Source organism: Haliscomenobacter sp., assembly GCF_040403615.1.
Classification (GTDB): domain Bacteria; phylum Bacteroidota; class Bacteroidia; order Chitinophagales; family Saprospiraceae; genus Haliscomenobacter.
The window spans coordinates 80,086-106,593 of record NZ_JBBAKG010000008.1 but is presented as its reverse complement, the minus strand read 5'-3'; the positions used below and the strand labels follow the sequence as shown (position 1 = coordinate 106,593).

The following is a 26,508-nucleotide window of genomic DNA, read 5'->3' as shown; positions in this document are numbered from 1 at the left end:
TTGTACGCCCAAAAATTGTTGAACTTGGGGTCTACTGCTGTTGGGATGTTGCGTTTGACGGATTCCTGAATGACTTCATTGATCACCCGGGTACACAAAACGCCTTTGTTGTAATCCTGAAAAAGAATCACGTGAATTTCCAGGGTTTCGAGTGCTTCATTAATGATTTTCAGCAATTGTTGTGCCTCCATATCATCCAGATCGTGGGTGTCTTCCTGATCAAGGCGCAAAAGGTGCTGTGCGCCAGCCATTACCCGGGCTTTAACCGTGCTGCGGCGATTTTTTGATTGAAAAATGTACTTGTTGCTGATGCCGTATTCGGGTAGGAGCTTGCAAAAAGTTTGTCCGTCTTCATCGGCGCCCACCACGCTGCACAGAATTGGCGTAGCCCCCAAAGCCCGAACATTCAGGGCAACATTGGCCGCACCACCCAAACGCAAGTCTTCTCCGGTCAAGTTGACTACCGGAACGGGTGCCTCAGGGGAAATACGGGTCACATTTCCGCGCAAATACCGATCGATCATCACATCTCCGATGATCAGTACATTGACTTCATTAAACGATTCAAAATTAACCATTGTATGCAGCTGTTTTTCAACACTTAGTATGACGCAAAAAATTACTTACTTAGCAAATGAGGGAATTGTTCTTTTAAACGGGCCATGATTTTTCCAGTAGCACCCCGATTTTGCTGCATGTAATTCGATACTGCTGCCGAGGCTTTTGCCTTGTTTGCTGGATCTGTAAAGTCACGGAATGACTGAATTAAATCAGTCGAAGATTGGATTGTTTTGGCCCCACCCAACTCCAAAACAGCAACCGCCTCGGTGAATTTCTGGTATTTCGGACCAAAAATTACCGGCAACCCAAAAGCCATGGGCTCCAGTATATTGTGGATGCCACTGCCAAAACCTCCACCGATGTAAGCCAGATCAGCGTAGCGGTACAAAGCCGAAAGCATGCCGATGTTGTCGATGATCAAGACTGTATATTCAAAGTGATTTGCAGCCTCCAATTTGGAATATCGAACGGATTGTGTACCAAATTTTGCCTCTATCAGACTCAGGTGACTTTCGGTAATTTCGTGGGCTGCAATGATCAATTTCCAGTTGTTGACCAGGGCAAGTTCTTTCCAAAACAATGCCAATACTGCTTCATCTGGCTCCCAGGAACTTCCGACCATGAATACCTGATCTTCTTGTTTAAATGCCTCCACCAGCGGGAATTGTTTGGCCTCGGCAGCGATCTGCAATACCCGATCTACACGGGGATCGCCGGCAATGGTGTATTGGTTCAGGCCAAATCGTTGGAGTAAGTCGGCTGAATCCTGGTTTTGCACAAAGAAATGATCAAACCCCTGCAGTATTTTTAAGTACCAAGCACCCCCGGCGCGAAAAAAGGGTTGCTGTGGCCGAAACAAGGCTGCAATGAGCCAAATCGGCACTTGTTGCAATTGCAGTTCTTGCAAGTAGTTGTACCAAAATTCGTATTTGACAAAAATCGCCAGATGAGGCCGAACGATTTGGATGAACTTTCGCGCATTGCGCTTTAAATCTGCGGGCAGATACACCACCAGATCTGCGTTGGGGTAATTCTTGCGAATTTCGTAGCCCGAGGGAGAAAAAAAAGTCAGCAAAATGAAGACATCGGGATGCTCTTTTTTGATGGACTCCATCAAGGGCCTGCCTTGTTCAAATTCACCTAAAGAGGCGCTGTGCACCCAAATGGTGGTTTGATTTGGTTTGCGCTTTTCTGCCAGGGCTTCATTCAGTCTTGTTTCCCAGTTGATGCGCCCTTCCCACCACAATTTTGCTTTGGGGTGAAAGGATGCCGCCAATCGAATAAATAGAAGGTAAATATGAATACCCAGGGAGTACAACCTATGCATAGGGTTTGGGTTTGAAAGGCGCTAGTAGTAGATTTCTTCAGCTTTATCGGCGTAGAAAGGAAGGATCCAACCAACCCGCACCCCGACCAACACGCTGAGGTGCAATTGGGTGAATTTGCTTTGGGTGGTAAAATCAAAACTCCTGCGGGAACGGGTAAGCCCCTGGAAAAACTCCAGTCCAGCCATGAAGTTGCTGCGCCGATCTTTGCTCATGGCTTGATAGCCAAAATACTGCTGAAAAGCCAGGCCATTGCTCAGGCGGTCGTACCCTTTTTTGTATTCACCCGTCAATTGTGCAACGGTGCGCAATGGATCATCCTGAATCCGAATTTTGTGTTGCAACAAACCTGCTCCCAGATTGATTCGAAAACCGGCCCGGGGTGAAGCTTTGCTGCTCACTGAAAATACTTTTCCAGCGCTGAGGCCAAAATAAAAACCTCTTTCACGCAGATTAATGTCGGCCACTTCGCGGTCATTGCCAATGATGTAGCCTTCTTTGGTGCGCAAGCCAGCAAGCGGATCTTCTTTTACCTGATTGCCAAACAGGTATTGCGCGTCAATTCCAACCACCCAATTTTGCTTTCCCCACTGCCAATCTATGCCTCCGCCTGCAATGAAATTTGAACCAAAACGTTTCTGAAGTGATCCTACTGGCAATTGAGCGCCATAAGTGAATTTGGACAGTAGGACGCCTTGTGGTTCAGATTGTGGTTTTTGGGCGAACAAACCCACCCACCAGCCAAATAGAATGCACAAGGCAAGTCTTGATTTCATCATCGCACTGCTTTTTGTAGAAGCAAATCTATACTTTATGCTGGTCTTTACTAAAAATATTTATGTAAACCAAACAACATATAGTATATTTGTATAACTTTTAATCGAATGAAAAAATTTTACCTGTGAAAAGAATACTGATTACTGGCGCCGCTGGGTTTCTGGGCTCCCACCTCAGCGATCGATTTATTAAAGAAGGTTACCAAGTCATTGGGATGGACAACCTTCTGACCGGAAACATTCAAAATATCGAGCATTTATTCCCGCTCAAAGAGTTTGAATATTACCACCACGACATCACCAAATTTGTGCATGTTCCCGGCAAAATCGACTATATTTTGCATTTCGCATCTCCAGCAAGTCCGATTGATTACCTCAAAATGCCGATCCAGACCCTCAAGGTTGGCGCTTTGGGTACACACAATTTGCTAGGATTGGCGCGTGAAAAAAATGCCCGCATTTTGGTTGCTTCTACTTCAGAAGTATACGGTGACCCACTGGAACATCCCCAATCAGAAGAGTATTGGGGCAACGTAAACCCCATTGGCCCACGTGGGGTGTACGATGAAGCAAAACGCTTTTTGGAAGCCATCACCATGGCCTACCATACTTTTCACAAGGTGGATACCCGCATCATTCGAATTTTCAATACCTATGGCCCTCGCATGCGGGTAGAAGACGGTCGGGTATTGCCAGCGTTCTTTTCGCAAGCCATTCGTGGAGAAGGACTTACTGTGTTTGGAGACGGATCTCAAACCCGCTCATTCTGTTATGTGGACGATCTGGTAGAAGGCATCTATCGCCTGTTGTTGAGCGATTACACCAGACCCGTAAACATCGGCAACCCGGATGAGTGTACCATCTTGCAATTTGCGCAGGAGATTCTGGCTTTGGTCAACAACCCTGATGCTTACATCGACTATCGGCCATTGCCCGAAGACGACCCCAAGGTACGCCAACCCGACATCACCAAAGCACGCGCTATCCTGGGCTGGGATCCAAAAGTACCCCGTGCCGAAGGTTTGTTGCGCACTTACGAATATTTCAAAGAAGCAGTAAAATAGATTGGATTTAGGTTTTAAGTTTTGGGTTGCACACAATTTTACCAATTGTTCAACATGGCGTGCAACCCAAAACACAGAACTTAAAACCTAAAACCCAAAAAGCATCACCATGCAATATACCCAGAACATCCTCATCACCGGCGGTGCCGGTTTCATTGGTACGCACCTGGTAAAAAGGATGGTAAAAAACTATCCGCAATACCGCATTGTCAACCTGGACTTGCTGACCTACGCCGGAAACCTGACCAATATTACCGATGTTGAAAACGAGCCCAATTATGTGTTTTGCAAGGGCGATATTCGCGATCAGGAATTAATCCAAGGCCTGTTTGACGAATACCAATTCGATGGGGTCATTCACCTGGCCGCCGAGTCACATGTAGACCGCTCCATCAGCAACCCGATGGCCTTTGTAGAAACCAACATCCTGGGTACATTGAATTTGCTTAATCTGGCCAAATCCAATTGGACAGACCGCAGCAACAAGCGTTTTTACCACATTTCTACCGATGAAGTTTATGGTTCATTGGGTGAAACCGGATTTTTTACGGAAGAAACAGCTTACGACCCACGTTCACCATACTCGGCTTCCAAAGCGGGCTCCGACATGTTGGTACGGGCTTATTTCCACACCTTTGATTTGCCGATCCTGGTCTCCAATTGCTCGAACAACTACGGCCCTTATCAGTTTCCTGAAAAACTTATTCCCCTGATCATCAACAATATCCGCAACAAGAAGCCTTTGCCGGTATACGGCGACGGATTGTACACTCGGGACTGGCTTTGGGTAGAAGACCACGCTGCGGCCATTGACCTGATTTACCACCAGGGTGTGATTGGCGAAACCTACAATATAGGAGGCAACAACGAGCGCCGCAACATCGATTTGGTGCATTACCTCTGCGATGTCATGGATGAGTTGTTGGGACAAAGCGTAGGTACTTCTCGTGAGTTGATCACTTTTGTGAAAGACCGCCCCGGACACGACCGCCGCTACGCCATCGACGCCACCAAACTGAAAAATGCCCTAAACTGGGAACCATCGGTAGGCCCTGAAGATGGCCTCAAGCGTACCGCACAGTGGTACCTTGAGCATACGGATTGGCTGGAAGCGGTTACTTCGGGCGCTTACCAGCAGTATTATGCGGGGCATTATGAGGATCGGAAGTAGAAAGAATTTATTTGAAAGTACTTGTCTTTAATACTGGTGCTTAAAACCTTGCAAAGGCTTGTGTCTTTTAAATATTCCTAAAACTGCTAAAAAAGGGGAAACCATTCACCTCATTGTAGAAGGGAAAGATGCTGGAAGCCCAGCTCTGATCCGGTATCAGCGCTTGATTGTGGAAGTCAGCTAGGGACTGTTGTTTTTGCTGCGCATTTTGCAAAATAAATCAATGGCAAATCGGCACTTCCTGCCCAATTTCCCAAAACCGCATGGTTTCTGGTAAGTGAAAATTCACGCCCCGAGCGATAAAAAACAAACCAAAAAGCCCCAATAAGATCGGACTCAAGCGCCGGAGCCGTTGCCGCCAATTCAAACTGATGAATTGTCCGGCTAGGGCTGTACCCAACATCAAAGGGAGCGTTCCTGCGCCGAAAGCACCCATGTACAAGGCACTTTGCAGCCAGGTATCGCTCAGTACTGCCCCAGCAATGGCTACGTAAACCAACCCACAGGGCAGCAAACCATTGAGTACGCCAATGCTGAGTGCAGTTTGCCAGCCTTCGCGTTGCAACAGCGTGGCCATGCTGCGCGAAACCCAGTTGTGCAACATGGCCACCAGACGAAACCGTTTGAAGTAAGATTCGATGTTGAGAGAGAGCAGGGCAACCAGCAACAAGGAGATGCCAATCAGCACCGAAAACCAGGCTTGCACACCCGCCAAAAACAATCCCCGGCCAAATGCGCCAATGATCAATCCCAGGATCATGTAGGTCATGATCCGGCCAGTGTTGTACAGTAGGGCGCTTCCCGCTGCGGCCAAACCACTTGGTCCGGAACGAGGCAACGCCAAGGCAATCGGGCCACACATGCCAATGCAGTGCAAACTGCCCAGGATACCCAACAGAAATGCAGAGTACAGCATGATTTTAGATTTGAATGACCTCTTCGGTGTAATACCCTTTTTTGCCGTCCGACCAGTCTACTTTTACCCGCCACAAACCCGATTTCAGGCCAGAAGTAGAGATAACCTGCCGATTGTTGAGATTCGGTGCAATGTTGACCTTGAAATCACTGGCCTGATCAGATGGACAAAAGAAGAAGATTTGACCATGCACCCGACCCAGGTCTTCAGGGAAAAACAATTCCACCTGGCTGCCAGATTCGGCTGCTTCAATTTTCAAATCGGCCTTCAATCCCTGCGAGTTGCTGATTTTATCATAGTGTGCCTGGTAATTCAAATCATCGGCATAATACTTTTCTGAAACCAAGCTGTTGTCGTATTGGGTTGAGCGGTATACTTCGTACACCAAAGTCAACACAAACAAGCTGTAAAAAATGGCAATTCCGGTGCCCCAATTGATTTTCATGTTGATGTGATTTAGAGACTTTAAAGAATTACAAGCCCCCAATTGGGCCTAAAAAGTTCGTTTTGACGCGGTCGATTTTTTTCCCTTGGGAATACACATCTACCGAAATTCTGGTCTTCCGCCCGGTCAGGTTTTTTCTAGATATTTCCACAAACAATTCTCCTTTGGTGACGTCCGAAGCCTTGGTCAAGGGCGTTTTGCCAATGAGTTTGATCGTGCCACGAGGGTTCACCAAACGGAATTCAATCGGGAAAGTATCGCGGGTCTTGTTGATTATCTCGTAGTTGTACAAATTGCTGATGTGGGTTTTACCCACTTTTTGGAACAACAGGCCAGGAGTGCGCAACAGCAAAACTTCCACATTGGTACGCATCGAAAATACGACAATATTGACGATGATCATCAGCACCAATACTACGGAGTAAGCTTTGACCCGAGGGGTGAAGATGGTTTGTGTTTTGGTTTCGATGCTGGTAGCGCTGGCATAACGGATCAAACCGCGTGGGCGCTTCACTTTGTCCATTACCTCATCACAGGCATCGATGCAAGCGGTACAATTGACACATTCCAATTGCGTGCCATTGCGAATGTCGATTCCGGTAGGGCATACATGGATGCACAATTTGCAATCGATGCAATCGCCGAGGCTTTTTTGAATGGCTTCTATCGGGGTACTCGCATTGGGCATTGCTTCTACCATTTCCAGCGCTACAGTGTTTTCGCTTTGCAAAATACTGTGCCTGATGGCGTCCACAGGCGATTCGGGCTGGGTTTGCTCGCGTTTGATTTTGCCGCGAGGTTCACCGCGTACATAGTCATAGTGAACCACGATAGAGCTTTTATCCAGCAGTACCCCTTGCAAACGGCCATAAGGGCAAATGGCAATGCAAATCTGTTCGCGCATCCAGGAGAAAACGAAGAAGAAGGCAAAGGAAAAGATCATTAAAGCGATGAATCCTTGCAGGTTTTGAGAAATCGGTTGGGTGGCTATTTTCCACACCTCTTCCAATCCAATGATGTAGGCCAGAAAGGTATTGGCGATCAATACCGAAATGGCAAAAAACAGGGCTTGTTTGCCCCCTTTTTTGATGATTTTCTCGGTAGTCCAGGGGCTGCTGTTGAGTCTGCGTTGGGCATTGGCATCGCCCTCGATCCAGTATTCAATTTTGCGAAAAACCATTTCCATGAACACTGTTTGCGGGCATACCCAGCCGCAAAACAAGCGCCCGTAAATAACCGTAAAGAGAATAATGAACACCACAAAGGTCAACATCGCCAGCACAAACAAATGGAAATCTTGCGGCGCAAAATTTACCCCAAACAGGATAAAGTGCCGCTTCAATACATTAAAAAGCATAAATGGCTCACCATTCATTTTGATAAAGGGCATGCCAAACAAAAAAATCAAGAATGCCCAGCTAAGATAAGTCCTTCCGGAGGTGAATTTTCCTTTGGGTTTTTTGGGATAGACCCAGATCCGCTTGCCCTGTTCATCTACCGTGGCAATGTGATCGCGGTAATCTTCGGTGTCTTCTATTTGGGTGATTGAATCCTTCCTGTCCATGATGTTTCTTTAAAAGTTTGGGTCTTTGGTAACAAGTTCTGGACTCACACGGTATTGCATTGCTTGAGCAAATTGTGCGAACCCAGAACTTGAAAACCCAAGATCTAGTTCATGCTTTTATCCGCACTATCCACGTCAGTGTCGTCTTCCTCTTCACCTTCGTCAGGGACGTACTTGACACCCTGAGGCGCTTTGGCATTTGGAGGATTGGTACCTTGCAGGGTAAGGATGTAACTGCTGACTTTGTAGATATCCGTAGGCTTGAGTTGTGCACTCCAGGCAATCATCCCTTTTTCAGGCACCCCATTTTTCACGGTTTTGTATACATTTTTGATGCCGCCGCCGTGGATCCAAAACTCATCGGTCAGGTTTGGTCCTACACTGCCTTCTCCATTTGCCAGGTGACAAGCCACGCAGTTGGTGCTGTAAATGGTTTTGCCGATAGCGAGATCCTGTGGATCGGTACTGGCTTCCAAATTCTCTTCATCAATTTTGTTGGCTTGGGTAGCTGCAAACGCCGCTTTTGACTCTTCCGCAACTTTCATGGCTGCTTCGTATTCCTCTTTCTGGCTTTGGCCGCCCAAAACATGGTAATAACCCAGGAAAACAACTGAAAAAACAACGGTAATGATGAACATGGCGACCCACCAGGGTGGCAAGCTGTTGTCCAATTCCCGAATGCCGTCGTAGTTGTGATCCAGCATCACTGAATCTTCCTTTTCCACAGGCACTACGTTAGTCCAGGCTTTGTATTGGCGTTTCCACCAAGGATCTTTTGCTTTTTGAACTTCTTCAACAAAAGCTTCGATGCCTTGCTCTTGGTAAATCTTGATTTGCTGCACCTTGATCATCATATTGAGCAAGTGGAACAGGGCCAATACGGCACCCAACATGGTCAAACCAGCAAAAACGATCAGCCCATTGGCCAGAAATGAATTGTAAAATCCATTGTCTGCCTGAGCAGTAGTAGTGGCACCTGCGCTTGCTTGTTGGGCAAACACCATAGAAGAAGACAGGAGTGCCAGAATGGTAATGAACAGTTGCTTTTTGAGCTTATTTTTCTTCATGGCTAATGGCTGTTTCCGATGTTTTAAGAATTGAATCATCCAGGGGAAGATTCGACATTTTATTCAGGAATAAAGGCGTACTGCGGAATGCCATCACCGCGCTCACCAGAAATATGGTCACAAAGGTGATCAGCGCAGAAATGGCCATCCAATTGATGTTGCCAACGCCTTCGAGAATGTATTTGTACATTTTCTTATGTTTTGGAGTTTGGGGTTTATCTCCTCTCGACCCGGTCACTGAGCGAAGCCGAAGTGCCCGGGCCGAGAGGAGATAAACCCCAAACTTTCTAATTAATTCATTTGCGGTTTCGGCTTAATGTCGGTACCCAATCTTTGCATGTAGGCGATCAAGGCTACGATTTCCCGTTTTTCCAGTTTATCGTCTTCTACGCCGTCTTTGCGCAATCTGTCAGCTACGCCAGCAGCCTGTTTTTTCAAGTCGGCTACAGCTTGATCCTCAAATCCTTCAGGATAAGGAGTGCCAAGCATGCGCAATACTTCGATTTTGCGTGGCAGGGTGCTCAGGTTCATCTCATCGCGCAACATCCAGGGATAGGGAGGCATGATCGAACCTGGCGACATACTCTGTGGGTCAACCATGTGGTTGTAGTGCCAACTGTCGGGATATTTGCCGCCTTCGCGGTGCAAATCTGGCCCGGTACGTTTGGAACCCCACAAGAATGGACGGTCGTAGATGTATTCACCAGATTTGGAATATTCGCCGTAGCGTTCGGTTTCCGAGCGGAATGGGCGCACCATTTGCGAATGACAACCCATGCATCCTTCGCGGATGTAAAGGTCGCGACCGTGCAATTCCAGTGGTGTATATGGTTTTACCGAAGCAATCTTGGGTACGTTGGATTCGATCATCACCATTGGGAAGATTTCCAGAATACCGCCAATCAAAATGGCAATTGCACTGGCAATCAACAATTGAATTGGACGACGTTCGATCCAGCGGTGCCAGTGTTCTCCTTTGTGTACACCATCACTAGCTAATCTTGCAGGAGCTTCAGCGGCTTCGTCACCAATGAATGATCCCTGGCGGATGGTGGCAATCAAGTTGTAAATCATCACCAGCGTACCGGCAAAGTACAGTGTGCCACCCAGCGCACGGATGTAGTACATCGGCAGGATTTGCGTCACTGTTTCCAGGAAGTTGCCGTATTTCAGGAAACCATCAGGAGTAAATTCTTTCCACATCAAACTCTGTACCCAGCCTGCCCAGTACAAGGGGATGGCATAGAATGCAATACCCAGAGTGCCAATCCAGAAGTGGGCATTGGCTAGTTTCAGAGAGTATAATTTGGTGTCAAACAATCTTGGGATCAACCAGTACAGGATACCAAAGGTCAAGAAACCATTCCAACCCAAGGTGCCGATGTGTACGTGGCCAATGGTCCAGTCGGTAAAGTGGCTGATCGCGTTGACAGACTTGATGGAGAGCATCGGCCCTTCAAATGTAGCCATACCATAAGCCGTGATGGCCACTACCATAAACTTCAGCACTGGGTCTTGGCGTACCCGATCCCAGGCACCGCGTAGGGTCAACAAACCATTGAGCATCCCGCCCCAGGAGGGTGCAATCAGCATGATCGAGAAAACAGTTCCCAGCGATTGGGCCCAATCGGGCAAGGAGGTGTACAACAAGTGGTGTGGCCCTGCCCAGATGTAAATAAAGATCAGTGCCCAGAAGTGAATAATGGACAATCGATAGGAATACACCGGACGATTGGCCGCTTTGGGCAAGAAATAATACATCAAGCCCAGGTAAGGCGTAGTTAGGAAGAACGCTACTGCATTGTGGCCATACCACCACTGCACGAGCGCGTCTTGTACCCCGGCAAAAATGTTGTAACTCTTGGTTGCGGATACCGGAATCTCGATGTTGTTGCAGATGTGCAACACTGTAATGGTGATCCATGTGGCGATGTAAAACCAGATGGCTACATACAGGTGGTTTTCACGGCGCTTGATGATGGTGCCAAACATGTTGATCCCAAAAACAACCCATACCAACGCGATCGCGATGTCAATGGGCCATTCCAGTTCAGCATATTCTTTGGCGCTGGTAATGCCCAAGGGCAACGTAACCGCGGCCATCACGATAATGGCCTGCCAGCCCCAGAAGTGGATGTTGCTCAATGCATTGCTGAACATGCGCGTTTTGAGCAAACGTTGGAGGGAATAATAAACCCCCATGTAAATGCCATTGCCAACAAAAGCAAAGATTGCGGCGTTGGTGTGCAATGGGCGAATTCTGCCATAAGTCGTGTACGGAATGCCGAGGTTCAATTCGGGAATGATGAGCTGGAAAGCTGCAATCAAGCCGACTAGCATCGCCACAACACTCCAGAGCATGGTCGCATACGCAAATTTGCGCACTATAGCATTGTCGTAGTAAAAAGTCTCTACTTGTGCCATCAGGTTCGATATTTAAAGTTTTGTATCAGTTGGTTTCTTATCGTCGAGGAGCATGCGGATCGACGGTGTATAATCGTCATCGTATTGTCCGCCTTTCACGGCCCAGAAAAATGCTCCCAGAAAACCCAGTGCCAGGATAAGGCTGATCAAAATGAGAATGAAAATGATTGTCATACCTTTGTCAAGTTTCGACACAAGGTAGCGCTGAGGCCGTGTTGGGCTGAATGACGGGGGTCAGGGGGGACGGTGATTTTTGTCAGTGTGGGTAGGAGAGGGGGAGAAGATTATTTTTTAAGGAAAGTCTTTTACGTTACTTTTTTCTAGGATTTTGTGAACTTGTAGTTCAAAAACGAGGCAACAATCGGGTCAAGATACGAGGACTTTGTTATAGGAGAAAGGTGCAGGTGCAGCACTTTTCTGAAAAAATTGAAAAGGTTTTTTACATACTATTGATTTTGGCATATGGTTGCATTAGTGCAAGATTTTTTCAAGGACTTTTGCCAGTCGACTATTTCTTAAACCAAAGAATAATTATGGGAATGATAGTCTGTCCACTTCACGGGGAACAAATGATAGGATTTTTATCTAGGAGAGTTGGTGATTCAATTCGTAATGATCAATACATTACACAGGAAATGATTCGCCTAACTATAACAGATAAGAATTTTGAGTTTAGTTCTTCTCAACTGATGTTAAAAGAAGAGGTTGAAAATTTCGTGGAAAAATATGAGAGTAATTTGTTCATCCATATTGATGAATTAAATCAATTATCCATTCCTCATTGTGGTAAGTGTATAAAATTATTTTTAGAGAAAAATGTTTTAACTCCCAAGGATGAGGAAATTTTTTTGACTGGATTGAATAATACGGTTGCATGGACTAGTATAGAGTACCCGCTGACATAATTCTTACAGAGCAGCAGACTGAAGGGGCAATTCCTTCACAAGTTATTCCATCAAATTCGCAGGAACAGCGCTTTTTCGAAATTTTTCCAGAGTTTTCAACATTAAAAACTACACAAACCTAGCCTGATGAGCTTCAACCGTACGAATGGCTTCAGCTTTGGTTTGCCCTTCTGTTTGCAGGTAAGCAAGGAGCATTTCCAAGAGCCTTTCGGGGCTAATGTCTACGATTAGGGCAATTTTCTCCAAGGAAAACTCTTGGAGTGACGAATGCTTGTACACGAAAACTTGTTTTTCCAGTTCGATACCTTGCTTAATGCCTTTCTCAATGCCTTCTTCAATGCCTTTCAAAAAAAGGCCATCGGTTTCGATGTCATAGAGAATCGTCATGGCTTCCACTTCGATTTTACGATGAGCTCCATTTTTCTTAAACGTGATAAAACACACAAAAACTACTCTCCCCTAACAACACGAAACCCAGTATCATTGTAACAGTTGTTCGCTCTACTGACGACCCTGCCAAACGTTACATGTAGTTCCATGAGGCTGGTTTCCCAGGAGCCACCACGACAGACCCGGAGGTAGCCAGTACTCCCACCTTGAGCATGGCCCATATTATCGGGCCAAACCTGGTACTGATCCTGGCACCACTCCCATGCATTTCCATTCATGTCGTATAAGCCCAGCTCGTTGGCATTCTTTTGTCCAACCGGATGGGTGGTATAAGCGGAATTTGAGGCGTACCAGGCCATCTCATTTACCGCATCGCTACCGATGGAAAAGTAGCTTGAGTTATTTATACCTCTGGCTGCATATTCCCATTCCGCTTCGGTTGGTAGGCGGTAAGTCAATCCAGTCTTTTGGGACAACCATTGGCAGTATGCTGTAGCATCATTCCAACTGATGTGAATCACGGGGTGGGTATATTCGGAGCTTGGCCGGAGCTGACCTGCTGCATCGTATTTCCAATTGATGCCACTCCTCTTTTTCATATGACCTTCATGGTAATAACTTCCTCCATCTTTGTCGGCATCCGTTTGATAGCTGGTAGCATCGATGAATTGTTCAAAATCCGCTACGGTTACCTCGTATTTGGAGAGATAAAAGCTGCTGACGTTTACTGGACGACCGGTTCTTCTGAGGTTCTTATCATCGCTGCTGCCCATTTGAAAGCTTCCTCCCGGAATCAATACCATGCTGTCTTCTACCACTGGCGTCAGACCTTGCTGGGCTGTTTTCAGCAAGGCTCGGTGATTACCACTGGAGTTGAGGTGAGGCTCAGGGCTGGTGGCCGCAAAAAACACGGAACACAACAGGAGAAGAATCTTGGGTTGTAGCATTACTTGAGGTTGATATGGTTTGACTTTAAAGCATCACTTCACATACTTCTCAAAAAACGCAATGGTTCTGCTCCAGGCCAGTTTAGCCGCGGCTTCGTTGTATCTGGCAGTAGAAGTATCGTTGTGAAAAGCATGGTTAGCACCTTCGTATACATATTGCTCGTACACGATTTTGTTGGCTTTCATGGCTTCTTCATAGGCTGCCATACCTGCGTTTACCCGTTCATCCAGCGCACCGTAGTGCAATTGGACCGCTGCCTTGATTTTGGGGACATCCGCCGCCTCCGGTTGCCTGCCATAAAAAGCAACTGCTGCACTCAGCGCAGGCACTTTCACCGCCAAAGTATTGGCCATAGCGCCCCCCCAACAGAATCCAACGCAACCAAATTTGCCGTTCCAGTCTTCCCGAGCAGGCAAGTAATCGATGCAGCGCATAAAATTTTCGGTGTTGTCTTCGGCTTTGAGGGTCGTAAACAATTGACGGGCTTCATCTTCGGTGGCAGCAGGCTTGCCCAGCGGCGCCAGAGCATTGGGGGCGATGGCCAAAAAGCCAGCCATTGCGGCACGACGGGCCACGTCTTCAATGTGGGTATTGAGTCCCCGGTTTTCGTGAATTACGATGATGGCCGGGTATTTCTTTTTCTTTTCAGGGCGGGCTACATAGGCCTTCATTTCCCCTTGTACGCCAGGATAAGTAATGTATTCGGTGAAAAGTTCTCCCTCAGTTGTGATGTTGGCGGTTTTAAAATCCGATTCCAACAAAGGCAGCATCGACATGGCTGCTGCGGTACTGCCCGTCAGCATCACCAATTGTTGCATGAAGGCTTTGCGGGTAAGTGGCTTGTGGGTGTATTCGTCGTAGAGGTTGATGATGCGTTGATCCATCGGGATGAAGTGTTATGGTTTTGGATTTTGGAGGAATTGCTGGATAGCTTGTGCATTTTCTTCAGCATCGAAAATGGCTTTAACCGATATTGAAAAACCACGCAGCGATCGGCTTTCAATTTGATCGCTCAAGGTAGCTTTTTTATATAGCTCATAAACCCCTGTCTGAGTGTCAGATAGGAAGTATTGTTCTACGGTCTTCTTCTTGGGATCAACGATCCAATATTCAGGAATTAAGTGTGCAGCATAATCTGCAAATTTTATCCTGGTGTCCCGATTGATATTTTCCGAACCAGGAGATAGCACTTCAATGACCAAGTCGGGGATTGGGTAGACATTCATACTGGGCTGGAAACGATCAGCAGTTTCTTTCCTCCAAAATGCAATGTCGGGTTCATAATCGTTGCGGGTCATCCCAATCAAGGCCTTTTCTACCCTGACCTTGCCCAATTTGTATATGTCTGCAAAAAAACTGGTCACCCGATACAAATGCCCCGTAGCTTCATTGTGGTCTTCTGCGGCAGGAGAATGCATCACAATGCTTCCATTGATGAATTCAGCTTTTACTTCATCGGTGATCCATTGACGAAAATCTTCGCGTCGAATTTTCTCATCGACTAGACGAACTTGAAGTCTTTCTAGTAGAATGGGTAAATCCGGAATATCCAGCAGATTGTCTTCAAGGGTTGTATTGGGCATGTTTGATTAATTCTTTGTTTCACCAAATTTAACCAATTTTTGGAAATAAAAATAGGCTATTTCAAATACGCTTTCGGCCACAACAAAATTTTCACCAGCCCCAAGGCTACTGCCAGCACCAAAAACAAAGCCGGAAACCCACCCAGTGTAGACGCCATTTTGATCCCTTCGATCCCGGCATTTGCGATCATTACCCAGGCAATGAGTCCGACCAGCGTTCCCCACACGATTTTGATCCATACCGCTGCTTCGGGGCTTTCGGGCGAGATGCCCGTGCTGGACAAACTGCTCATGGCCGAGGTATTGGCATCTGCTCCCGCTACGTAAGACAAAAATGCAGTACCCAAAAATGCCAATCCGGTAATTTCTGGCAAGGGCAATTGATCCAGTACCGCATAAATCACATTCTCCGGACCCTGATTTTGTAAAGTGCCATACAGATTGGCGGTATGCGCCACAAAATCCATGTGGATGGCGCTGCCGCTGAAAATCACCATCCAGACAATGGAAAAGAGCGAAGGCAAAACCAGGTTGTAATTGATGAAGTCGCGTACCGTGTAGCCAATGGCCACCCTTCCCAAAAAAAGCGCGGTTACCGGCGTCCAGGCCAACCAATTGGCCCAGTAAAAAACCGTCCAGCTATCGGCCCAGGATTTATCAATTTTCAAACTCAAACTGCGCGGGAAAAAAGTAGTGGCATAGTCGCTCATTCCTTCAAAGCCATATTGAAATAGGTACTTCGTGGGGCCAAATACCAGCACAAACAGCGCCAGTACAAAAAATGCATAGGTATTGATGTTGGATAAAATCCTGATGCCATTGAACAAGCCCGTGATGGCAGAAATGATGAAGGAAGCCACAATCACCAAAGCAATCAGCAACAACAACATCGGGGTATCCTTCACCCCAAAAAAGCGTTCCATTCCACCGGCTACGGTCAGAATCCCAGCGCCCAGCGAGGCGGCCATCCCGGCTACCAGGCTGTACAAACATACGGCGTCGATGGCATTGCTCCAGCCTTTGCCAATGTTGCCACCTGTAAGCGGAAACAACATCGAACCCAAGCTAAACGGCTGCTTGAGGTTGTAGTACGCGATGGCAAACATCAAACCTGCCACGGTGTAAATGCTGTATGGGGTAAATGTCCAATGCAAAAACATGGTTGAAAGGGCAAACCGCGCCGCCTCAGCGCTATTGGCCTTTAGCCCGATGCCTCCTGGTGGGGTGTGCAGGTGGTACAATGGCTCAGCGGTAGCCCAAAACAAAATTCCGATGGCAATAGTGGTGCACAACGTAATGCTGAACCACTCCCAGCGGGTCAGGATGGGTTTGGCGTCATTGCCTCCAATCCGTAATTTGGCCAGGGGCGAAAAATAAATCCAGATACAAAGTAAAAAAAACAGCAAAGTTCCGGAGGAAAACAACCAGCCAAAATGGTACAAAATCCAATCGTTGGCGGATTTGACTTTGATCAAAAAATCTGCGGGATCGATCAAACTGTATCCCATACACAAAATCAAGAGGATTGCAGGGGGCAAAAAAACGGATAGGTTGATTTTCGGCATTCGGCACTTTTTTAAACTGTAGTTGGTACTCTAGCAGCGAGCTGTGAAAAGTAATGCCAAGATTTTTTCGCAGCTTCGCTGCTTTTTTTTTGTAACCACGACGTACACGACGTACACGACGATCACGACGAATGGCTACCGCCACGACGCGACGCAAAGCGTCACTGTTCAACGCGGAGCGTTTAAACGTCGTGTTCGTCGTGTTCGTCGTGCACGTCGTGGTTAAATTAACATGGAGCTGCGAAGCTGCGAAAAATATCAATATTACTTCTTATTACTCGTTGCTACAATTCCACAAGGTAGCATGATTCCCGTTGAACTTTGTATTTTTCGGGGTAACAACCAACATATGAAACTTATTTCCATCAATTCTGGCTACTTCAAACTCGACGGCGGTGCCATGTTTGGCGTAGTGCCCAAGCGCATGTGGCAAAAACTCAATGCGCCAGATGAAAACAACCTTTGCACCTGGGCCATGCGCTGCTTGCTGATCGATACCGGAGATCGCAAAATTTTGGTGGATACCGGAATTGGCACCAAGCAAGACCCCAAATTTCGCTCCCACTTTATTCCCTGGGGGCAAGATGTCTTCTTGCAAGACCTGGCCGCAAAAGGATATCGGGCCGAAGAAATCACCGATGTACTCTTGACCCACCTGCATTTTGACCACGTTGGCGGTGCCATTCAGTTCAACGCTCAAGGCAAGCCTGAACCCACTTTTCCCAATGCCCGCTATTGGTCGAATCCCTTGCACTTTGCCTGGGCCGAACATCCCAATCCACGAGAGGCTGCTTCTTTTCTCAAGGAAAATTTTCTACCCCTGCGGGATTGGGGCATGCTGGAAATGATTGATCCCAGCGACAAGGATGTAGCATGGTTGCCCAACATCCGCCTTCGTTTTGTCAACGGCCATACCGAAGCCATGATGTTGCCGATCATCGATACGCCTGAAGGAACCCTAGTGTATTGTGCCGATTTGATCCCATCTGCCTGGCATGTCCGCATGCCCTACATCATGGCGTACGATGTAAGGCCTTTGGAGACCCTCAAAGAAAAAAATCGACTCCTGGAAGAGGCAGTAGAAGGCAATTATACCTTGCTTTTTGAACACGATCCAGAATGTGAGTCGGGTAGGGTAGAGCGTGACGAAAAAGGTGGAATTGGCTTGAAATAGGTGGGCTTTATTTTTTTAAAATAATTTTTACTCAGTTGTAAATTTCTACCTATTTAAAATGTAAAAAAATAAAAAACAAGATTGAAAAAACGGAACCATAGAAATTTAACCTTGAAGCGTCGAATACCACAGAACAATTCTGGTGATGCCTGTATTTTTGATTTAGGCGCAAACAACGCTCACTTTCTTGAACTTAAATTTTGACTCATTGACCAAGCTTTTTGCATCTTTCATACCAGATTCTGTATTAAAAGGTATACTTGATTCCCACCTCAAAAACGTTTACATTATGCTCTATTCTTCATTAAAACTTACCCGAAATGTTGCAAACAGGAATCGTGTTATCAGGTGGAGGCATCAAGGGCATGGCACACCTTGGCCTGATCAAGGCATTGCAGGAAGCAGAAGTAAACTTTGACTGCATTGCAGGATCTAGCGCTGGTGCGCTGACAGGCGCCCTCATTGCAGCGGGATACAGCCCCGAAGAAAGCCTGGAGTTCTTCAAATCGACTCCCTTGTTTAGCATTTATTACTATTCTACCTCGAAACCAGGATTGCTGGATACCGAAAAATTCAGACCTGTTTTTGAAAAATTCTTCCCGCAGGATGCTTTTGAAACCCTGCATTATCCTTTGTTTGTGACCACGACCAATCTGGAATCGGGCAGTTGGGAAATCCACAATACTGGAAAATTAATCGAAAACTTGCTGGCCTCGGCTTCACTGCCTCCCGTTTTTGCGCCAATGCTCATCGATGGCGCTTTGCATGCCGACGGCGGGATCATGAACAATTTTCCGGTAGAACCACTTGAAGAACGTTGTGCCTTCATCATTGGGAGTTATGTGCATCCCATTTCAGCCATCACGAGCACGGAGCTGAAATCTTCTTTGCAGGTGGCCATGCGGGGAATGGATCTGGCACGTTTTGCCATCGTGCAGCCCAAATTGGAACGTTGTCATTTTTTGTTTGCCCCTCCTGAAATTGAGGACATTGGTATGCTGGATCGCAAGGCTATTGACAAAGCCTTTGACATTGGATACGACCATGCCCGCAAGGAAATGCCAAAATTTTTGAAGCTATTAGAAAAAAAACGGAGTCGAATCTTGAAAGTAGAATAGCAATTTTCGGTTATTGTGTTACGATATCAACACAACCGGACATCGTTTGAATCCAATAATGAACAAATCAAGAATCTACTGGCTTTGCCAAATCTGTGGTTGGCTGGGAATGGTGGGGATCGAAACGATTAACTACACCTTTTTCATTACCGGTAAATTCAACCAGGACATTTTCTTTTTTTTTCTGTTTTGTGCAGCTTTTGGCATGCTGCTTACCCATATTTTGAGAAAGATCCTTTCAAAATTGCAGTTTTTTCAAAATACTTCCTGGTTCATTTGGGTCTGGGCATTCCTCTTTACCTTCTTCATTTCTTTGTTAATTACCATCTCAAATAACCTGATTTATCTCTATCAAGGCAACAAGCTTTCAGAATTGCTTTCGCTCATTGCCTTTTTGGGAAACATCATGAACTGGATGCGCTATGTAGGGGTTTGGGTCATCATTTACTTTTTGTACAAATTAATGGCCATCAACAATTCCTTGCAGCAAGACAAGTTGCGCGTGGAAGCATTGGCCAAATCAGCGGAGCTTGAACTGTTGCGCGCTCAACTCAACCCTCATTTCTTGTTCAATGCGCTCAATAGCATCAAAGCTTTGATCAGCATTGACCAGGAAAAAAGCCGCACCGCCATTGTGCTGCTCAGCGAGTTGTTGCGCTTTACCCTCAACTATGGTCAAGACAAAGAAATTGCCATCAAGTCGGAGTTGCAAGAAGTACAAAAATACCTTGAGTTAGAACATATTCGATTTGGCCCTAAAATGCAAGTAGATTGGCAAATTGATGAACTCGTCAGCACTCAGGTAATTCCACCGGGCACTCTGCTTACTTTGGTGGAAAACGCCATCAAACATGGCAAGACCGATGATGAAGGGATTTTGCGCATTGAGATCAGCCTTGAATTGCTGGATGAGCAGATTCATATTCGGGTGGCCAACTCTGGCGAATGGAAATCCCAAAAAGACCAGGATGGGATGGGCATTCGCCTGATACAACGCAGATTGGAAAGCTTGTACGGAGGAAAAGCTGTTTTTGAGCAACGCATTGAACCCAATTGGGTGATTATTGATTTAGTACTTCCAAAACAATTGCCATGAGACATACCGCCATCATCATCGAGGACGAATACCTGGCCGCGGAAGAATTGCTCAAAATGCTTTCCGTACACCCCGAAATTGAAGTATTGGCTATTGCCGATTCCGTGGCATCGGCATTGGAGCAAATTGAGAAAAACAAGCCTCAATTGCTTTTTTTGGACATCAATCTCAACGGTTCATCAGGATTTGACATCCTGGAAAAATTGGATGAAGTGCCTTTGGTTATTTTTGTAACTGCTTACGATCAATATGCGCTCAAAGCCTTTGAAGTCAGTGCACTGGATTACTTGCTCAAACCCATCAACCCACAACGGCTCAGTGAAACCATTCAAAAAGTAAAAAAGCAATTCCTGCCCACCGAGCAAAAAGAACCCCGCTTGAGCATTGAGAAACGGATTTTCATCAAGGATGGCGAACAGTGTTTTTTTGTTCCTTTGGTCGAAGTCCACTTGGTGGAAAGTGTGGGCAATTACGCCAGGGTCTACTATGGCAACAACAAACCGCTCTTGCACAAATCGCTGAATTACCTCGAAGAAAAATTGCCAGAGTCTCACTTCTTTCGCGCCAATCGACAGTATTTGATCAACATCCATTTTATCCAAAACATCAACAGTTACTTCAACAATACCCTCCAGGTTGAGATGCCTGATGGCATCAAAATAGAAATCAGCCAACGCCAATCGGTGAAATTTAAGGAATTGATGGGGGTGTAATCATTTCAAACTGCGCTCATCATTGCATTTCTGCATTCGTGTAAAATTGATTGATCTTCTCCGGTAAGACGCCCATATTTGTGGCACAAACCGCATCCAAGATGTTCAAATTTACGAGTGATTCCTTGCGGTGGGAAGGCCATAAGCCTACCTATCGATTGTTCAGCGCCGAAGCAATGTTGCTCGAGTTGATCTATGCAAATAATGGGATCATTGATGTCAAAATCAATGATCGTTGGTTTGCTATCCGCAGGAGTGGTTTTTGGAATCCAATGTACACCATTTCAGAAAATGAACAGGTTTATCTCCAGATGAAGCACCAGTTTTGGGGCAGCAAGGCAATCATTAGTGGCTTAGAAGAAAACCTGGAACTTACCTATGTCAATGATCCATTGTTGAGCCTGTTGATCACCAAAGGAGAGGATAAAGTGCTGCGTTATGCCTTGTCAATGTTGCCAAACACCCCACCATTCAAAATTGAATTGGGAACTGCCTTGCTGGATGTTGATGTACTGCTTTTGCTGATCACCTTGTGCTTTTTGTTGACTAAGGACATTGTTGCCGAATACCGTGGTACTTCGAATGACACCCTCATGCATATGCTGATGCACAGCAACGCCTAAAACATCTTTTTAACCCATAGCCCTAACCAAACCATAAACCAAAGCCATGAGATTACTTATTTGGTTGCTTTTTTTGCTCAGTTTGCTGAGTCTACTTCCTCAACTTATCCAGGCCCAAACCTGGCAAAAGCTCAATACCGAAGCCTATCCTGGCAAACAGGACGACATCTGTTTCATCAACCAGCAGATGGGCTGGTACGTCAATGGTTACGGTCGCATCTACCAAACCAAGGATGGCGGCAATACCTGGACCAGGCAATTGGAACAAAAAGGAACGTTTTTCCGCTGTATCGCTTTTTTGGATAGCCTGAGGGGTTTTGCAGGAACGGTTGGAACCGAGTATTTTCCCAATGTAACGGATACCATCCCCTTGTACAAAACCGTAGATGGGGGAAAAACCTGGTCTCCGGTAGTATACCAAGGCCCATACGTAAAAGGCTTGTGCGCCATCGACGTGGTGAAAGAACAGTACATCAACCATGGAAAAATAGATTACAAGTACCACATTTATGCAGTGGGACGAGTAGGCAGCCCAGCCATGATGATGGTCTCTCACGATGAAGGAAAAACTTTCAATTCTCAAGACCTCAATGCTGATTGCAGCATGTTGTTCGACATCAAGATGTTCAATACCAAAGAGGGCGTTGTTTGTGCCGCATCCAATGCCAATGTTACCCAATCCAATGCCTGCCCTCATTTTGTCTACCATGGATGGTGGCAAAACCTGGAAAAAAACTTTTCAATCTACCCGCCCATTTGAAACGACCTGGAAGGCCTCTTTCCCCACCCGAAAAGTGGGCTACATTACCATCCAGTCCTACAATCCTGACCCCAATGTGAAGCAGCAACACATCGCCAAAACAACCGACGGTGGCATGACCTGGTCAGAGCTCAACCTCGTTGAAGATGCTCAGGCACGCGAATTTGGCATTGGATTTCTGGACGAACAACATGGTTTTGTGGGTACCATGAGCAGTGGTTTCGAAACCAAAGACGGCGGACAAACCTGGTCAAAAATAGACCTGGGAAGGGCTTGCAACAAAATTCGAATTTACCAGGATGGCAAGCAGAAGTACGGCTACGCCATTGGCGTGAATGTGTTTAAAATGACGGAATAACCGATTGATGAAGGATCTTTTTTTTCTTTGCTTTTTTAGGGTCAAAATTTATAACTATCGATTACGTATTACAGTGTTCTATTGTAAAATCGCCCGAGAAGGGCGATTCTCATTTCTTCCAATCAGAATCCATTTGCCTACGACATTACAGTACCAAAAAGAATCGCCCTTTTGGGGCGATTCGGGAATAGAACACTGTAATACTTAATAAAATATCTGAGTTTTGAAAACACTTTGATTCAGTATTTATTGATTTGCGACCGCAAGTTATCAATCAGTTCATTTTCTAGTTAAATTATGAACTGTTGAATACTACATCGTGATGTAGGTTTGCATTTTTTTTATTTTATTTTCCAAACACAGTTAAGGTTTTACATCCAAGTTTTTCATAACTTTACCATACAGCCAAACACACCCGAATGATAAACATTGCACTTATCGAAGATGACCCTGTCTATCGGACGGAGTTGGAAAAGGTCATTTTGTTTCAGCCGAATTGGCAGTGCGTGCTTAGTTCATCCAGTGCCGAATATTTTCGAGAAAACCTTCCTGCTCGTATCCGAATAAATATTGTTTTTATCGACATCGATCTTCCTGGTGAATCTGGCATCGATATTTTGCCCTTTATCACCACTCGCTTGCCCAATACCGAAATCATTATGCTGACGCGTTTGGAGAGCCCTGATTTACTGCTAAAGTCACTCAATCGCGGAGCTAGGGGATACTTGTTGAAAAACTTCTCTCCCCACCAATTGATGGAACACATCAAAATTATTCTGGATGGCGGTGCACTGATATCCCCCTTGATGGCCAGGCATTTGGTACAGTATTTCAATCCACCAAACCGCGATGAGCAAAAAATATCGATTATGTCCCCCAAAGAAACCCAGGTTTTGCGGCTGCTTTCAGATGGAAACACATACGAAGAAACGGCCAATATTGTAGGCATTACCCACAATGGGGTTCGTTTTCATGTCAAAAACATCTACAGTAAGTTAAATGTTAATAACCGCGATGATGCTGTAAAAGTATGGAAAGGAGAATAATTATTACCCTGTTTTTTAGTTGGATGTGTCTTTCTTCTGCATTGGCGCAAACTATTGATTTACAGGACTACATTAAGTCGGTACGATTGCTTAAAGACTCTCTGAAAATGAGAAGCGTCGTTGAATCTATTCCTGCAAAAGCCAGGGTTTTATTCGGGATTGGAAACATATACGAAGAAAACAATTTATTTAAAGAGGCCGTATATTACTTCGAAAAAACGGCCAAGTTGCCCAATGTTAAAAAGCACGTTGGCCCGATTTTTTGGTACAACCTTACCAGTAGCTTGGGCATGGATCATCGGGAAATGGGGAATTTTATTGAAGCAGAACAATGGTTTAAAGAAGCTGATCTAATTTCCGAGAAAAATAACCTTAAATTCACTGGTGTATATATCAATTTATTTGAACTATATACCAATATGAATGAATTTAAAAAAGCTGAAGCTTCAGCGCTTAAATACTTGGCGGTTGCCAAAGATTTGCAAGAACCAAGGCAAATCGGGAACAGTTATTATTTATTGGGTAGATTTGACTTATTGAATAATGATAATATTACTGCCAAATCCAACTACTTAAAGGCGTTGAAATGGTTTCAAAAAGCCAAAGACTCTACCCTAATCTGCTTTATGCTCTCTCAATTGGGAGATTTTGCCTTTTCCTTAAAAAACTACGATGAAGCCAAGATGTATTACCAAAAGTCAATTCAGGATAAAGACAAAAATCACGCTTACAATATGCCCTATAGTTTAACTGGTCTTGCTTTGATCGAAAGCGCGCAAGGTCACCCCCAAGTAGCTTTAACTAAACTTAACCAGGTGCTCCTTCTTTTTAAAAAATCAGGCGACAAAAATGGAGAAACACAATGCCTAAAAAGCATTGCTGAAGTTCAGCGCCAATTGAATCAAAACCCAGCTGCACTTAAAAATGTATTGTTGGCAAAAGAATTGGCTGCTTCAGTTCAAAACAAAAGAAATGTCATTCAATTATCTCAATTGTTACCCGAACTGTATGCCTCCAACCAGATGTACAAAGATGCTTTTTATTCTGCACAACAATACCAGAAAATAGCCGATTCTTTGTACTTCAGTTTACAACAGTTTAACCGAAAATTTGCCCTCAAAAGCCAGGAAATGGAATATAAAGGTCAGTTGCAACAACAAGCCTTAAAAAACCAATACATTCAGGCTGCAGCCAACCGCAATTTAATTGGCATGGTGTTGTTTGGTGCCATCGGAGTCATCCTGTTTCTGTTTTACCGAAACCGCACATTGCACAGTGAAAAAGCCTCTTTGGTACTGCGAGAAGAAGCCCGCAAAAAGAATGAAGAACTGCGGGCTTTCAATCATACCATTGGTCATGACTTGAAATCACCTGTTGAAAACATGCAGATGCTGCTCCAGCAATTCAGCCTCAAATTTGCTGATAAGCTGGACCAAGAAAGCAGCCTCTACTTGCAAAAAATTGAGGAATTGAACCAAGACGCCCGTCTAATGATCGAAGGATTGCTCAAGTATGCCGAGCAAGATCAGCTGCCGATCCAAACTGGGGTATTCGAAACCCAGCGCATCGTAACTTTCATTACTCAAACGCTTCGAGATGCCAACCCCGATAAGAACATCGTCTTTAAACTCAATCAGCTAGTGGATCAGCTAGGTGATCCCTTAATGCTCCGACAGGTATTTGTCAATTTATTGCAAAATGCAGTGAAATTTTCGAGTACCCAGAATCCTATAGTTATTGAAGTAAGCGCTGTACAAAAGAATACCGAACGCGAGTATTGCATCAAAGACAATGGTGTTGGTTTTCCACCTGGGCCAACCGAACGGATTTTTGAATTGTTCAAAACGGTCCATGAAAGAGCATCTTTTTCAGGCAGTGGCATCGGATTGGCTATTGTCAAGCGCATCATTGAGCGACATGGAGGCCGGATTTGGGCCGAATCCAATCCCGAAGGAGGAGCCATCTTTAGGTTTACCTTACCTGTTTCTTAAGATTTTAAAATGAAGGAGAAGTACAAAACTCCTCCTTCGCTCCATTTCTAATTAAAGAATTTAACTACACTTACTTCTTATCCAAATTGGGCAACATAAAATTGTCCAACGGGCTGGGCAAAGCCATCATTTTTTCAATCTCGTCTACGGTACGCGGCGCAGCTTTCGACAGCAATTCATAGCCATCTTTGGTGATCAGGACATCATCTTCGATGCGTACACCGATGCTCCACCATTTGGGATCACAAGGGCTATTGGGGGGAATGTACACTCCCGGTTCAACCGTAATCACCATGCCTTCTGCCATGGGGCTGCCATCACTGCGGTCGTGTACGTCCAGGCCAATGTGGTGCGAAACGCCGTGGGGAAAATATTCATGCGCCTCTCCTGCTTTGATCAAGCCCAATTCTGCCAGACGCTTGTCTACGATTTCGCGACAAATGCGCGTGGTTTCACGCATGGGCGTGCCGGGCTTGCATACTTTGAAAGCGGCCTCCTGGGCTTCCAGTACGATGTTGTAAATGGCTTTTTGTTCTGGTGAAAAAGTGCCGTTGGCAGGAACCGTACGCGTGATATCTGCCGTATAGCCGTGGTATTCTGCACCTAAGTCCATCAAAACCAGGTCAGTACCCACCCGTTGGCGGTTGTTTTCCACGTAGTGCAGTACACAGGCATTGTGTCCCGATCCCAGAATAGAAGGGTAACCTTCGTATTCGGAACCATACCTTCTGAACACAAACTCGTGGATGCCGCGAATTTCCATTTCAGACATATCGGGGCGCATGGCTTTCATGACCTCCACTTGGCCCTGGCAAGATACATCTACTGCTTTGCGCAAAAGCTTGAGTTCTTCGGGTGATTTGGACATGCGGAGTTTGGCCATTTTGCCACCCAGCGCATTCACATCCAGGTTTTTGGGCAATGT

The 26,508-nt window shown here is 45.7% G+C and carries 29 protein-coding genes; 13 read left to right on the top strand and 16 right to left on the bottom strand.

Annotation, left to right across the window (positions count from 1 at the left end; all coding sequences use genetic code 11):
- From ABW391_RS04540 to ABW391_RS04530, 3 genes are all read right to left on the bottom strand, one after another.
- Positions 1-578: bifunctional heptose 7-phosphate kinase/heptose 1-phosphate adenyltransferase (locus tag ABW391_RS04540; protein WP_353480645.1), on the bottom strand; the 578-nt coding region annotated here is incomplete at its 3' end.
- Positions 579-619: 41 nt separating this feature from the next.
- The gene (locus tag ABW391_RS04535) at positions 620-1,888 is read right to left on the bottom strand and encodes a 3-deoxy-D-manno-octulosonic acid transferase (protein WP_353480644.1); all 1,269 of its coding nucleotides are present in this window, start codon (positions 1,886-1,888) and stop codon (positions 620-622) included.
- A gap of 21 nt (positions 1,889-1,909) precedes the next feature.
- A complete protein-coding gene (locus ABW391_RS04530; RefSeq protein WP_353480643.1) occupies positions 1,910-2,665 on the bottom strand; it encodes a hypothetical protein in 756 nt (251 codons plus the stop codon).
- Positions 2,666-2,787: 122 nt separating this feature from the next.
- Here ABW391_RS04530 and ABW391_RS04525 point away from each other — a divergent pair, with 122 nt between their 5' ends.
- The 3 genes from ABW391_RS04525 to ABW391_RS04515 all read left to right on the top strand — a co-directional run bounded on the left by ABW391_RS04525 (position 2,788) and on the right by ABW391_RS04515 (position 5,081).
- Complete coding sequence (locus tag ABW391_RS04525) at positions 2,788-3,726, top strand: UDP-glucuronic acid decarboxylase family protein (protein ID WP_353480642.1); 939 nt, start codon at positions 2,788-2,790, stop codon at positions 3,724-3,726.
- 109 nt (positions 3,727-3,835) lie between these two features.
- Complete coding sequence (rfbB, locus tag ABW391_RS04520) at positions 3,836-4,897, top strand: dTDP-glucose 4,6-dehydratase (RefSeq protein ID WP_353480641.1); 1,062 nt, start codon at positions 3,836-3,838, stop codon at positions 4,895-4,897.
- A 58-nt stretch (positions 4,898-4,955) separates the two neighbouring features.
- Complete coding sequence (locus ABW391_RS04515) at positions 4,956-5,081, top strand: hypothetical protein (RefSeq protein ID WP_353480640.1); 126 nt, start codon at positions 4,956-4,958, stop codon at positions 5,079-5,081.
- Positions 5,082-5,117: 36 nt separating this feature from the next.
- Here the strand turns inward: ABW391_RS04515 and ABW391_RS04510 are convergent, their stop codons facing one another.
- The 7 genes from ABW391_RS04510 to ccoS form a co-directional block, all read right to left on the bottom strand.
- The gene (locus tag ABW391_RS04510; RefSeq protein WP_353480639.1) at positions 5,118-5,813 is read right to left on the bottom strand and encodes a sulfite exporter TauE/SafE family protein; all 696 of its coding nucleotides are present in this window, start codon (positions 5,811-5,813) and stop codon (positions 5,118-5,120) included.
- 4 nt (positions 5,814-5,817) lie between these two features.
- Entirely contained in the window at positions 5,818-6,258 is a 441-nt protein-coding gene (locus ABW391_RS04505) for a FixH family protein (RefSeq protein ID WP_353480638.1), read from the bottom strand.
- 28 nt (positions 6,259-6,286) lie between these two features.
- A complete protein-coding gene (locus ABW391_RS04500; protein ID WP_353480637.1) occupies positions 6,287-7,822 on the bottom strand; it encodes a 4Fe-4S dicluster domain-containing protein in 1,536 nt (511 codons plus the stop codon).
- 104 nt (positions 7,823-7,926) lie between these two features.
- Positions 7,927-8,889, bottom strand: coding sequence for a cbb3-type cytochrome c oxidase N-terminal domain-containing protein (locus ABW391_RS04495; RefSeq protein WP_353480636.1), 963 nt, complete (start codon positions 8,887-8,889; stop codon positions 7,927-7,929).
- Entirely contained in the window at positions 8,876-9,079 is a 204-nt protein-coding gene (locus ABW391_RS04490; RefSeq protein WP_353480635.1) for a hypothetical protein, read from the bottom strand. Before ABW391_RS04490 ends, ABW391_RS04495 begins: the two co-directional genes overlap by 14 nt.
- A gap of 101 nt (positions 9,080-9,180) precedes the next feature.
- Positions 9,181-11,313, bottom strand: a complete 2,133-nt coding sequence (ccoN, locus tag ABW391_RS04485) for a cytochrome-c oxidase, cbb3-type subunit I (RefSeq protein ID WP_353480634.1) — start codon at positions 11,311-11,313, stop codon at positions 9,181-9,183.
- Positions 11,314-11,325: 12 nt separating this feature from the next.
- Complete coding sequence (gene ccoS, locus ABW391_RS04480; RefSeq protein WP_353480633.1) at positions 11,326-11,487, bottom strand: cbb3-type cytochrome oxidase assembly protein CcoS; 162 nt, start codon at positions 11,485-11,487, stop codon at positions 11,326-11,328.
- A gap of 359 nt (positions 11,488-11,846) precedes the next feature.
- Here ccoS and ABW391_RS04475 point away from each other — a divergent pair, with 359 nt between their 5' ends.
- Positions 11,847-12,218, top strand: a complete 372-nt coding sequence (locus tag ABW391_RS04475; protein WP_353480632.1) for a hypothetical protein — start codon at positions 11,847-11,849, stop codon at positions 12,216-12,218.
- 108 nt (positions 12,219-12,326) lie between these two features.
- Here ABW391_RS04475 and ABW391_RS04470 read toward each other — a convergent pair whose 3' ends face one another.
- The 5 genes from ABW391_RS04470 to ABW391_RS04450 form a co-directional block, all read right to left on the bottom strand.
- Complete coding sequence (locus ABW391_RS04470) at positions 12,327-12,605, bottom strand: hypothetical protein (protein ID WP_353480631.1); 279 nt, start codon at positions 12,603-12,605, stop codon at positions 12,327-12,329.
- 62 nt (positions 12,606-12,667) lie between these two features.
- Positions 12,668-13,555, bottom strand: a complete 888-nt coding sequence (locus tag ABW391_RS04465; RefSeq protein ID WP_353480630.1) for a formylglycine-generating enzyme family protein — start codon at positions 13,553-13,555, stop codon at positions 12,668-12,670.
- Between the two features lie 33 nt (positions 13,556-13,588).
- The gene (locus ABW391_RS04460; protein WP_353480629.1) at positions 13,589-14,440 is read right to left on the bottom strand and encodes a dienelactone hydrolase family protein; all 852 of its coding nucleotides are present in this window, start codon (positions 14,438-14,440) and stop codon (positions 13,589-13,591) included.
- 12 nt (positions 14,441-14,452) lie between these two features.
- Complete coding sequence (locus ABW391_RS04455) at positions 14,453-15,139, bottom strand: Uma2 family endonuclease (protein ID WP_353480628.1); 687 nt, start codon at positions 15,137-15,139, stop codon at positions 14,453-14,455.
- 56 nt (positions 15,140-15,195) lie between these two features.
- Entirely contained in the window at positions 15,196-16,704 is a 1,509-nt protein-coding gene (locus tag ABW391_RS04450; protein WP_353480627.1) for a BCCT family transporter, read from the bottom strand.
- Positions 16,705-17,053: 349 nt separating this feature from the next.
- On the opposite strand from ABW391_RS04450, the gene ABW391_RS04445 reads away from it, so the two are divergent.
- The 9 genes from ABW391_RS04445 to ABW391_RS04405 all read left to right on the top strand — a co-directional run bounded on the left by ABW391_RS04445 (position 17,054) and on the right by ABW391_RS04405 (position 25,583).
- A complete protein-coding gene (locus tag ABW391_RS04445) occupies positions 17,054-17,878 on the top strand; it encodes an MBL fold metallo-hydrolase (protein WP_353480626.1) in 825 nt (274 codons plus the stop codon).
- Positions 17,879-18,198: 320 nt separating this feature from the next.
- Positions 18,199-18,996 (top strand): patatin-like phospholipase family protein, encoded by a 798-nt coding sequence (locus ABW391_RS04440; RefSeq protein ID WP_353480625.1) that lies wholly within the window; start codon positions 18,199-18,201, stop codon positions 18,994-18,996.
- Between the two features lie 58 nt (positions 18,997-19,054).
- A complete protein-coding gene (locus ABW391_RS04435; RefSeq protein ID WP_353480624.1) occupies positions 19,055-20,092 on the top strand; it encodes a sensor histidine kinase in 1,038 nt (345 codons plus the stop codon).
- Positions 20,089-20,805: a LytR/AlgR family response regulator transcription factor gene (locus tag ABW391_RS04430; protein WP_353480623.1), complete on the top strand. Its 717-nt coding sequence runs from the start codon at positions 20,089-20,091 to the stop codon at positions 20,803-20,805. Before ABW391_RS04435 ends, ABW391_RS04430 begins: the two co-directional genes overlap by 4 nt.
- Positions 20,806-20,906: 101 nt before the next feature.
- Positions 20,907-21,428 (top strand): hypothetical protein, encoded by a 522-nt coding sequence (locus ABW391_RS04425; protein WP_353480622.1) that lies wholly within the window; start codon positions 20,907-20,909, stop codon positions 21,426-21,428.
- A 46-nt stretch (positions 21,429-21,474) separates the two neighbouring features.
- Positions 21,475-22,188 carry a WD40/YVTN/BNR-like repeat-containing protein gene (locus ABW391_RS04420; protein ID WP_353480621.1) on the top strand — a complete coding sequence of 238 codons (714 nt, stop codon included), beginning with the start codon at positions 21,475-21,477 and terminating at the stop codon, positions 22,186-22,188.
- Positions 22,112-22,546: a WD40/YVTN/BNR-like repeat-containing protein gene (locus ABW391_RS04415; protein WP_353480620.1), complete on the top strand. Its 435-nt coding sequence runs from the start codon at positions 22,112-22,114 to the stop codon at positions 22,544-22,546. Before ABW391_RS04420 ends, ABW391_RS04415 begins: the two co-directional genes overlap by 77 nt.
- A 419-nt stretch (positions 22,547-22,965) precedes the next feature.
- Positions 22,966-23,592 (top strand): response regulator, encoded by a 627-nt coding sequence (locus tag ABW391_RS04410; protein ID WP_353480619.1) that lies wholly within the window; start codon positions 22,966-22,968, stop codon positions 23,590-23,592.
- A gap of 107 nt (positions 23,593-23,699) precedes the next feature.
- Positions 23,700-25,583, top strand: coding sequence for an ATP-binding protein (locus ABW391_RS04405; RefSeq protein ID WP_353480618.1), 1,884 nt, complete (start codon positions 23,700-23,702; stop codon positions 25,581-25,583).
- Positions 25,584-25,653: 70 nt separating this feature from the next.
- Here ABW391_RS04405 and ABW391_RS04400 read toward each other — a convergent pair.
- The coding region (locus tag ABW391_RS04400; RefSeq protein ID WP_353480617.1) for a M24B family metallopeptidase at positions 25,654-26,508 on the bottom strand (855 nt) is incomplete at its 5' end.

What these genes read in the sequence shown, in the direction of transcription:
- ABW391_RS04535 (WP_353480644.1), bottom strand. Translation starts at nt 1,888, where the DNA reads ATGCATAGGTTGTACTCCCTGGGTATTCATATTTACCTTCTATTTATT.
- ABW391_RS04530 (WP_353480643.1), bottom strand. Translation starts at nt 2,665, where the DNA reads ATGATGAAATCAAGACTTGCCTTGTGCATTCTATTTGGCTGGTGGGTG.
- rfbB (WP_353480641.1), top strand. Translation starts at nt 3,836, where the DNA reads ATGCAATATACCCAGAACATCCTCATCACCGGCGGTGCCGGTTTCATT.
- ABW391_RS04510 (WP_353480639.1), bottom strand. Translation starts at nt 5,813, where the DNA reads ATGCTGTACTCTGCATTTCTGTTGGGTATCCTGGGCAGTTTGCACTGC.
- ABW391_RS04505 (WP_353480638.1), bottom strand. Translation starts at nt 6,258, where the DNA reads ATGAAAATCAATTGGGGCACCGGAATTGCCATTTTTTACAGCTTGTTT.
- ABW391_RS04500 (WP_353480637.1), bottom strand. Translation starts at nt 7,822, where the DNA reads ATGGACAGGAAGGATTCAATCACCCAAATAGAAGACACCGAAGATTAC.
- ABW391_RS04495 (WP_353480636.1), bottom strand. Translation starts at nt 8,889, where the DNA reads ATGAAGAAAAATAAGCTCAAAAAGCAACTGTTCATTACCATTCTGGCA.
- ABW391_RS04490 (WP_353480635.1), bottom strand. Translation starts at nt 9,079, where the DNA reads ATGTACAAATACATTCTCGAAGGCGTTGGCAACATCAATTGGATGGCC.
- ccoN (WP_353480634.1), bottom strand. Translation starts at nt 11,313, where the DNA reads ATGGCACAAGTAGAGACTTTTTACTACGACAATGCTATAGTGCGCAAA.
- ccoS (WP_353480633.1), bottom strand. Translation starts at nt 11,487, where the DNA reads ATGACAATCATTTTCATTCTCATTTTGATCAGCCTTATCCTGGCACTG.
- ABW391_RS04475 (WP_353480632.1), top strand. Translation starts at nt 11,847, where the DNA reads ATGGGAATGATAGTCTGTCCACTTCACGGGGAACAAATGATAGGATTT.
- ABW391_RS04470 (WP_353480631.1), bottom strand. Translation starts at nt 12,605, where the DNA reads ATGACGATTCTCTATGACATCGAAACCGATGGCCTTTTTTTGAAAGGC.
- ABW391_RS04465 (WP_353480630.1), bottom strand. Translation starts at nt 13,555, where the DNA reads ATGCTACAACCCAAGATTCTTCTCCTGTTGTGTTCCGTGTTTTTTGCG.
- ABW391_RS04460 (WP_353480629.1), bottom strand. Translation starts at nt 14,440, where the DNA reads ATGGATCAACGCATCATCAACCTCTACGACGAATACACCCACAAGCCA.
- ABW391_RS04455 (WP_353480628.1), bottom strand. Translation starts at nt 15,139, where the DNA reads ATGCCCAATACAACCCTTGAAGACAATCTGCTGGATATTCCGGATTTA.
- ABW391_RS04450 (WP_353480627.1), bottom strand. Translation starts at nt 16,704, where the DNA reads ATGCCGAAAATCAACCTATCCGTTTTTTTGCCCCCTGCAATCCTCTTG.
- ABW391_RS04445 (WP_353480626.1), top strand. Translation starts at nt 17,054, where the DNA reads ATGAAACTTATTTCCATCAATTCTGGCTACTTCAAACTCGACGGCGGT.
- ABW391_RS04440 (WP_353480625.1), top strand. Translation starts at nt 18,199, where the DNA reads ATGTTGCAAACAGGAATCGTGTTATCAGGTGGAGGCATCAAGGGCATG.
- ABW391_RS04435 (WP_353480624.1), top strand. Translation starts at nt 19,055, where the DNA reads ATGAACAAATCAAGAATCTACTGGCTTTGCCAAATCTGTGGTTGGCTG.
- ABW391_RS04430 (WP_353480623.1), top strand. Translation starts at nt 20,089, where the DNA reads ATGAGACATACCGCCATCATCATCGAGGACGAATACCTGGCCGCGGAA.
- ABW391_RS04425 (WP_353480622.1), top strand. Translation starts at nt 20,907, where the DNA reads ATGTTCAAATTTACGAGTGATTCCTTGCGGTGGGAAGGCCATAAGCCT.
- ABW391_RS04420 (WP_353480621.1), top strand. Translation starts at nt 21,475, where the DNA reads ATGAGATTACTTATTTGGTTGCTTTTTTTGCTCAGTTTGCTGAGTCTA.
- ABW391_RS04415 (WP_353480620.1), top strand. Translation starts at nt 22,112, where the DNA reads ATGCCTGCCCTCATTTTGTCTACCATGGATGGTGGCAAAACCTGGAAA.
- ABW391_RS04410 (WP_353480619.1), top strand. Translation starts at nt 22,966, where the DNA reads ATGATAAACATTGCACTTATCGAAGATGACCCTGTCTATCGGACGGAG.
- ABW391_RS04405 (WP_353480618.1), top strand. Translation starts at nt 23,700, where the DNA reads ATGAGAAGCGTCGTTGAATCTATTCCTGCAAAAGCCAGGGTTTTATTC.